The sequence below is a fragment of the Robinsoniella sp. genome (assembly GCF_034124845.1).
In genome coordinates this window covers 1-6,741 of the sequence record NZ_JAWYAJ010000299.1, presented here as the reverse complement: position 1 = coordinate 6,741, position 6,741 = coordinate 1, and the positions used below count along the sequence as shown (strand labels likewise).

Annotated in this window: 8 protein-coding genes; 7 read left to right on the top strand and 1 reads right to left on the bottom strand. The window is 38.0% G+C overall.

Annotated features, from left to right (window positions below):
• The 3 genes from ACH2DQ_RS14990 to ACH2DQ_RS14980 all read left to right on the top strand — a co-directional run.
• Positions 1-511 (top strand): ATP-binding cassette domain-containing protein (locus ACH2DQ_RS14990; protein ID WP_395027281.1); only part of this gene is annotated, 511 nt, incomplete at its 5' end.
• 761 nt (positions 512-1,272) lie between these two features.
• Positions 1,273-1,455 (top strand): hypothetical protein, encoded by a 183-nt coding sequence (locus ACH2DQ_RS14985; protein WP_394914628.1) that lies wholly within the window; start codon positions 1,273-1,275, stop codon positions 1,453-1,455.
• 77 nt (positions 1,456-1,532) lie between these two features.
• Complete coding sequence (locus tag ACH2DQ_RS14980) at positions 1,533-2,231, top strand: DUF4304 domain-containing protein (protein WP_394914629.1); 699 nt, start codon at positions 1,533-1,535, stop codon at positions 2,229-2,231.
• An 11-nt stretch (positions 2,232-2,242) separates the two neighbouring features.
• Here the strand turns inward: ACH2DQ_RS14980 and ACH2DQ_RS14975 are convergent, their stop codons facing one another.
• Positions 2,243-2,554, bottom strand: coding sequence for a helix-turn-helix domain-containing protein (locus ACH2DQ_RS14975; RefSeq protein WP_395027286.1), 312 nt, complete (start codon positions 2,552-2,554; stop codon positions 2,243-2,245).
• On the opposite strand from ACH2DQ_RS14975, the gene ACH2DQ_RS14970 reads away from it, so the two are divergent.
• The 4 genes from ACH2DQ_RS14970 to ACH2DQ_RS14955 all read left to right on the top strand — a co-directional run bounded on the left by ACH2DQ_RS14970 (position 2,516) and on the right by ACH2DQ_RS14955 (position 6,330).
• On the top strand, positions 2,516-2,674 hold the full coding sequence (locus tag ACH2DQ_RS14970; RefSeq protein ID WP_395027284.1) for a hypothetical protein: 159 nt from the start codon (positions 2,516-2,518) through the stop codon (positions 2,672-2,674). The two genes, ACH2DQ_RS14975 and ACH2DQ_RS14970, sit on opposite strands and share 39 nt — an antisense overlap.
• A 292-nt stretch (positions 2,675-2,966) precedes the next feature.
• Positions 2,967-4,157, top strand: coding sequence for an SGNH/GDSL hydrolase family protein (locus ACH2DQ_RS14965; RefSeq protein ID WP_394914631.1), 1,191 nt, complete (start codon positions 2,967-2,969; stop codon positions 4,155-4,157).
• Between the two features lie 36 nt (positions 4,158-4,193).
• Positions 4,194-5,186 carry an alpha/beta hydrolase gene (locus tag ACH2DQ_RS14960; protein WP_394914632.1) on the top strand — a complete coding sequence of 331 codons (993 nt, stop codon included), beginning with the start codon at positions 4,194-4,196 and terminating at the stop codon, positions 5,184-5,186.
• Between the two features lie 34 nt (positions 5,187-5,220).
• Entirely contained in the window at positions 5,221-6,330 is a 1,110-nt protein-coding gene (locus ACH2DQ_RS14955; RefSeq protein WP_394914692.1) for a GDSL-type esterase/lipase family protein, read from the top strand.
• The last annotated feature ends 411 nt before the right edge of the window (positions 6,331-6,741 follow it).

Sequence of the window (6,741 nt, the reverse complement as noted above, 5' to 3'; positions counted from 1 at the left end):
GGATCTGCGCCGTTCTCTGGGCATCGTGCTCCAGGATACAAATTTGTTCACAGGTACCGTTATGGATAATATCAGATATGGAAAACTGGATGCTACAGAGAAGGAATGCATGGAAGCGGCAAAGCTTTCCGGTGCCCATGACTTTATCACCAGACTTCCGGATGGATATCACACGCAGCTGTCCGGAAACGGTGGGAACTTATCCCAGGGACAGAGGCAGCTTCTGGCAATTGCCCGAGCCGCAGTAGCCGATCCGCCGGTAATGATTTTAGATGAGGCCACAAGCTCCATTGATACGCGTACAGAAGCCATTGTACAAAGAGGTATGGATGCATTGATGAAGGGTAGAACTGTATTTGTAATCGCACATCGTTTGTCCACTGTTAGAAATTCAGATGTAATTATGGTACTGGATCAGGGCAATATTATTGAGCGGGGAAGCCATGATAAGCTGATAGAAGATAAGGGCAAATATTATCAGCTGTATACGGGGGCATTTGAACTGGAATAAGATATGGGAGCGTGTTTTGAGTAGAGAAATTATTGACTCAAAGCGCGCTTCCAACCTTACTTGATAAAAAACTTAATAATTCTTGAGAATTCGCACAAACGCTTTTAGATATAAAATAGTCATCAATTTTATGTTGTAAAATAATAATAATTTCAGATTTAGTTTCCACGATCCGTTTTATTTTATTATAACTTGTGTCGTTGGTACTATTGGATTCTATATTTATCGAACGGAAATGGTCTTCATAAAATTCAGTACGAAAAGTCAAATAATCTTGGTTATATTTGTATCTCGTTCTTTTCTCCCACTTGTGTCCAATATACCTTGGATAAAAAAATGCATAAATTAAAAAGAGGCATGAAAATAATAACAGAATAAAGTTTTTGACATGTTGCAAGTATATGAATACATATAATCCATATACGGTTAAAATCGTAAACCAAATTCTCATAATCAATAGCACTGTCTTGTTAACATAAAAATATTGTTTTTGAAAGTCTTTTTTTGTTGTGGTAGCTTCGATTATATACAATGGTTCCATAGTGCACCTCCGACGATATTGATAAATAATTATATCATGTTGAGAAAGTTTTTCATATATAAATTTAGCAAAATTTATTCATGACGAGAAGTATACAATATACTTTCAAGGATAAATTTGTATGAAGCGTATAAGTAATTATTTTCAGAGATAATAAATGAAATTCATTGTAATGCTTTTTTAAATCATTTATAATTAAAAAAAGGAGTGTGAATAAGCCATGAAGGAAGTTATAAAATATTCAGTACAGGCAATCTATTATATTATCTTGCTGGTTTGCATTCTTTTTGGAATTCCTTTGCTAAAAATTATGGCAGTGATTTTAATTGCTGCAGAGCTGATGTTTCAGTTTATCCTGAAATTTGTAGAATGTATCTGGAACCTTGTGAATAAAAGAAAGTAATTTAGATAAGCAATCAATTGCTGTTCGAATTAATAGAAAAAGATATAGAAAACAATATACGGTGAAGGGAGATAACTATGACTGGAAAAGAAAAAAGAGATATTGTGCTGCGTGAAGTTATAATACCTGCCATAAAGAATGCAGGCTACTCGAAAATCGGTCAGACATATTACCGGCAGCGCAGGGAGTGCTGTATGCTTCTTCGGATGCAGAACTCCAGGTTTAATTCTCAGGCAACCGGATACGACTTCTGGTTCCATATTGGAGTCCTGCCCAAAGAGGAAGCGCAGGACCGGCAGAAACTCAAAGAATGGTGGGGTGGAACAGGCTCGGTACATGAGGATATTCTATTGCCGGATTGTGGAATGCTGCATCCTTACCGGAATGGAAGAATGGGGTATTGCATTGATCCGTATAAAAATTATCAGCCCCAGGATATGGATATAGATGATATCAAGCAAACATTACATAGAGATTTTTCGGAATATATTCTGCCACAGCTGGAACCGATTCAGTCGGTTGAAGACTGGGAAGAACAAATGAAAAAGTGGAAGAGCCGGAATGATACAAAGAGAATGCATTTACTGACTTACTATTTTTCGGCTCAAATGTTGTCCTGTGCAGATTCTAATAAACCTTTTTTGCAGCAGCAACAGAAGGAGTTAAACCTCACGTCGGAAGATATCATGGAAAATTTTGATCTGCTGCATCAAATCCAGCAACTGTCAAATTGGCCGGAAATGAATGCGGAGCCATTTGTGCGGAGCTTGTTATAAGGTCGAAGTATTTAATTATGCTCCCGGAATTCCTGAGGTGTAACCCCTGTCATTTTCTTAAATATCCGTGAAAAATGTGCCGGAGATTCATATCCTACCTGGCAGGCGATTTCACTTATTTTCAAATTACTGTTAGCAAGAAGAAAACGTGCTTTTTCCATCCTCCGGTCAGAAATATATTTCGATATATTCTGACCGGTTATTTGCTTGTAGGCGCGGGACAGGTATACCGGATTGAGATATACCTGTTCTGCAATTGAGCTTAAATTATGGTATAGCAGAATCTGACCATAGAAGCGGCTCTGACAGGACGCAGGGAACATGTGTACCATGCGGCAATGTTAGACCCTCATACTGCTGCAGAGTTAAGCCTGGATGATATCAGGGCGATGTGCGATGAGATGATAGAGGCAAACAGGATGTGGCTTCCGGATTTGGAGTGAAGGGGATAGCATAGGCAGGACTAAATTGGCTTTCTGACAGATGATTTACGGTCTGGCATTTGAGGCTGATTTAGTCCTGCTTTTTTGTACGAAAAATTAGGAGGATTAGTTATGCACGAAAGTTAACCTGCCCAAAAGAGGTGGTCTTAAAATTGAAAGAATAAGTCCGCTTTTTTAAAGCAGTGCGATGCTTCAAAGTGTATATTGATAAGAGGTGAAAAACGGGAAAAAATTTCATGAGATCAATAGAATCAGTGGGATTTTTCGATATATAAAAAACAGGAGAAATACAATGCATAATTGGAAATTAGCATGGCAGTATGTGCCAGTACCTTACGAAGTAGAAATCGGTGTATTGGAAAATAAAACACAGAGGTTCCTGATTCCAAACAATCTTTATGGAAATAAAGTAAAAGTAAAGTTTCACAATTATTATGGAGCAGACATGATGGAGTTAGATCATGTGACGATAGGAAAAAAGAAAAAATGGTCGGAGAGAATTACAGATATTTCTGTAATGACTTATCAGGATAATACAAAGATTGAGGTGGCACCAGGGGATTCTTACTGGAGTGATGAGATTCCATTTGCGGTAACGCCGAAAGATGATCTTGTAGTATCCTGTTATTTTAAAAAAGCTTTTTTGGTTCAAAGTGTGTGCTGCAACTGGTCAAAACAGACATGGATGAGTAGATTTATGGATGGCGATTGCACAAAAGAGCAGAAGTTTGAAGGAAAGAACAGTGTAGAGACGTTTACGATTTTTAACTATGAAGAAAATAATGCAGATGCCGAGGCAGGAATCTGGGCAGTGGCGTTAGAAACAGAGGGTGACCGGGAAGCAGAGACAATTGCTTTTTTTGGAGACTCTATTACACACATGTCTTATTTTACAGATGCATTTATGAAAGCAGTACGGGAAAAAAGACCAGGGGAAGTGACAATATTAAATGGTGGGATTGGCGGGAATAGACTAGCTTATCATGCAGTGCAAGTTCCTGAAATACCAGGTGGAGGAAAATTGTTCGGGGAGAGAGCACTCGATCGTTTTGAGAGAGATGTGTATTCTAACACCTGTCCGGATATCGTATTTATTATGGAAGGTATCAATGATTGTACACATGGTTTTACCTTTCATAAAGAAAATGAAATTCCAACGCCGGAATTGTTGTGGGAAGCAATGCATACGCTGATTGTGAAGGGTCAAAAACATGGAAGTAAAGTTGTCATCAGTACGATCCTTCCATTTGGTTTTGTCGGTGAGAGTTACCGCGATGCAGCGGAAAAGATCCGTTGGGAAACAAATGAACTGATTCGTAAGAATCAAAATCTGGCGGATGGGTTTATAGACTTGGATTTGCTTATGAGAGATGAAAAAAATCCCCACATGATGTGTGATGGAATGCACGTGGGAGACTGGATTCATCCAAATAAAGCAGGTGGAATAAAAATTGCAGAGAAATTAGTGCAGGAGCTTCTATAAAAGTGGCCGGCCACGAAAGAAAAGAGGAGAAAGTCTATGAAAGAACAAAAGAATATAGAATTGCTGGAGCAGGCAGTAAAAGAACATGCTTTTATCCGAAATATATCAAGACACAGAAATGTGGATGGATTATTGGATTTTGACGGTAATTTAAGAATATGGAATAAAGGTATGGAGCCTTTTGAAAAAATGAAACTCTGGGAGGTAACACCTGGATTTGATGACAGAGATCCAAGACAGGAAGAACCTTGTCTTATCTTTGTGCCAGTGGAAGAAAAAGAGGTAAAAGATACTATTATCGTCTGCCATGGCGGCGGCTTTCGCTGGCGAACGGGATGTGAAGGTCCAAATGTGGCTCTTGAATTTCATAAAAGAGGTTACAATACAGCAATTTTAAGTTATCGTATAGATCCATACAGCCGTATGGACTGCTTAAAAGATCTGCAGAGAGCAATTCGTTTACTTCGTTCTAAAAAAGAGGAACTTCATATTTCAAACCGTATCATTGTTATGGGATTTTCAGCAGGTGGAATGCTTTGTGCCAATAGTGCTACACATTTTGATGAAGGGAAAGAAAATGATGAGGATTTTGTGGAGAGATTTTCTGCCAGACCAGATGCGGCAGTTATAGCTTATGGTGCAATGACAGGTGTGTCTTTTCCACTGCCATTTGGCATGGAACCGGATTTTGAACATGACATGATGGGAAAAAGCAAAGAAGAGAGATATTATCTGGCACCGGAAAAAAACGTAACACCACAGACACCGCCAATGTTCATCTGGCAGACATTGAGTGACGATGGAAGATTTGGCATGTGTCTTGCAAAGGAATTGCAGGATGCAGGGGTGCCTTACGAACTTCATATAATGGAAGGCGGAGTACATGGACTGGGCATTGCTGATGGAGAGAACGATCTGGCTGTGAAGGCACCGCATATCCGCCACTGGGTAGAGCTTTGTGATGAATGGTTAGAAATTCATAAGTATTGCAGAGGAACTGATAAAGCAGCTTCTAAAGAAATAAAGTAGAGACGGATAAATAAGGAGAGTACAAAAATTGAAAATGGAGCAAATAAAAGAGTATCTGCCAAAAATAAAATTACACGGAAGAACAATTTATGACGAAAAAAGCGAGGCACTTTTTTTCAATTGGACAAGTGCCGGAATGGAATTTACATTCTGTGGAACTTCACTTCAGGCAGAATTTGTTGCTGAACCAGGTACGGAAATGGAAGGATTACCTTGGGATGAGAGTGCGCCAAGAAGAGAAACCTGGCCTTGGGTGGCAGTATTTTTGGATGGAGAAAAGGAACCGGCAGACAAGTTTGTAATTGGCAGAAAAAAACAGATAAAGACAATTTTTGCAAGTAGTAAAGAAGAAAAACATGTGATTCGTATTGTGAAACTTACGGAGAATTACAAAACATTTGCCGGAATAATGGGATTTTACATGGATGGACATATTTTAGATAAGGAATGGGGGAAAAGACCTGCAATCGAATTTATCGGAGATTCCATTACCTGTGGATTTGGAAATGAAGCTCAGGAAAAAGACAGATTGTTTTTTTCAGAAGATGAAAATGGCTGGATGAGTTATGGGTCCATTGCAGCAAGAATGATGGATATGGACTGGAACATGATTAGTATGTCTGGAATCTGTACAGAAGTAAGAACTGGAATGCCAATGGATTATGGAATGAAAGATTTATATTTATATACGGATCGCATCTGGCAGGAAAAAGTAAAAAAAGAGACAGAACTAGCAAAGTGGGATTTTAAGGCAAATCCAAAAGATTATGTAGTCATAAATCTGGGAACAAATGATGCAACAGGTATTATTTTAACAGAGGATCAGGATTCTGAATTAAGGAATTTCTGCAAAGGATATAAAGAGTTTTTAAAGATGGTACGCGCCTGTAATGGACCAGATACTCATATTATATGTGCAATTGGCAGCATGGACTACTATTTGTATTACGATATCGTTAAGATCGTTGAGGAATACAAGGAAGAAACAAAGGATGGAAAAATCAGCAGCCTGCGTTTGAAAAAAATGAGTGTCTTAGACCCGGTTGGAGCCTGCGGACATCCAAATGTGGTAACTGATAAGAAAATGGCAGTAGAACTTGTAGAAGAGATAAAAAGACTTCAGCTTAGGAAGGATACAGTATGATCGAAAAAAGGTCAGATGAACCATTTGTCTCTTGGTGGAGAAATGACGATAAGTGAGATAAGCATTGAAAGAATGAGAACTTTAAGGTTCTCTTTTTTGTTTCCAGAAAAATAGTATTGCAATATTGTGGTATGACATAATATTATGTAAGGGTCTGTTATTTAGGATATAAAATTTTAGAATTATGTACAAAATATACCATATTTTAAAAACAATATCCGGTTTTTAAAAATGAAAGGGTATGGATTCATGTTATAATAAAGAATAAAACTATAACATTATGTAAAATGGAGACAAAAGATGAAAAATAAATCTTTTATTCGCGGAACAATTGCAATGTTGTTATTACAAATGGTATTGATGATTTCCATTTTGCTTGTCTTTTTGTATTCGTCATATCGCTCAAGTGTA

What these genes read in the sequence shown, in the direction of transcription:
- ACH2DQ_RS14975 (WP_395027286.1), bottom strand. Translation starts at nt 2,554, where the DNA reads ATGTTCCCTGCGTCCTGTCAGAGCCGCTTCTATGGTCAGATTCTGCTA.
- ACH2DQ_RS14955 (WP_394914692.1), top strand. Translation starts at nt 5,221, where the DNA reads ATGGAGCAAATAAAAGAGTATCTGCCAAAAATAAAATTACACGGAAGA.
- ACH2DQ_RS14985 (WP_394914628.1), top strand. Translation starts at nt 1,273, where the DNA reads ATGAAGGAAGTTATAAAATATTCAGTACAGGCAATCTATTATATTATC.
- ACH2DQ_RS14965 (WP_394914631.1), top strand. Translation starts at nt 2,967, where the DNA reads ATGCATAATTGGAAATTAGCATGGCAGTATGTGCCAGTACCTTACGAA.
- ACH2DQ_RS14960 (WP_394914632.1), top strand. Translation starts at nt 4,194, where the DNA reads ATGAAAGAACAAAAGAATATAGAATTGCTGGAGCAGGCAGTAAAAGAA.
- ACH2DQ_RS14980 (WP_394914629.1), top strand. Translation starts at nt 1,533, where the DNA reads ATGACTGGAAAAGAAAAAAGAGATATTGTGCTGCGTGAAGTTATAATA.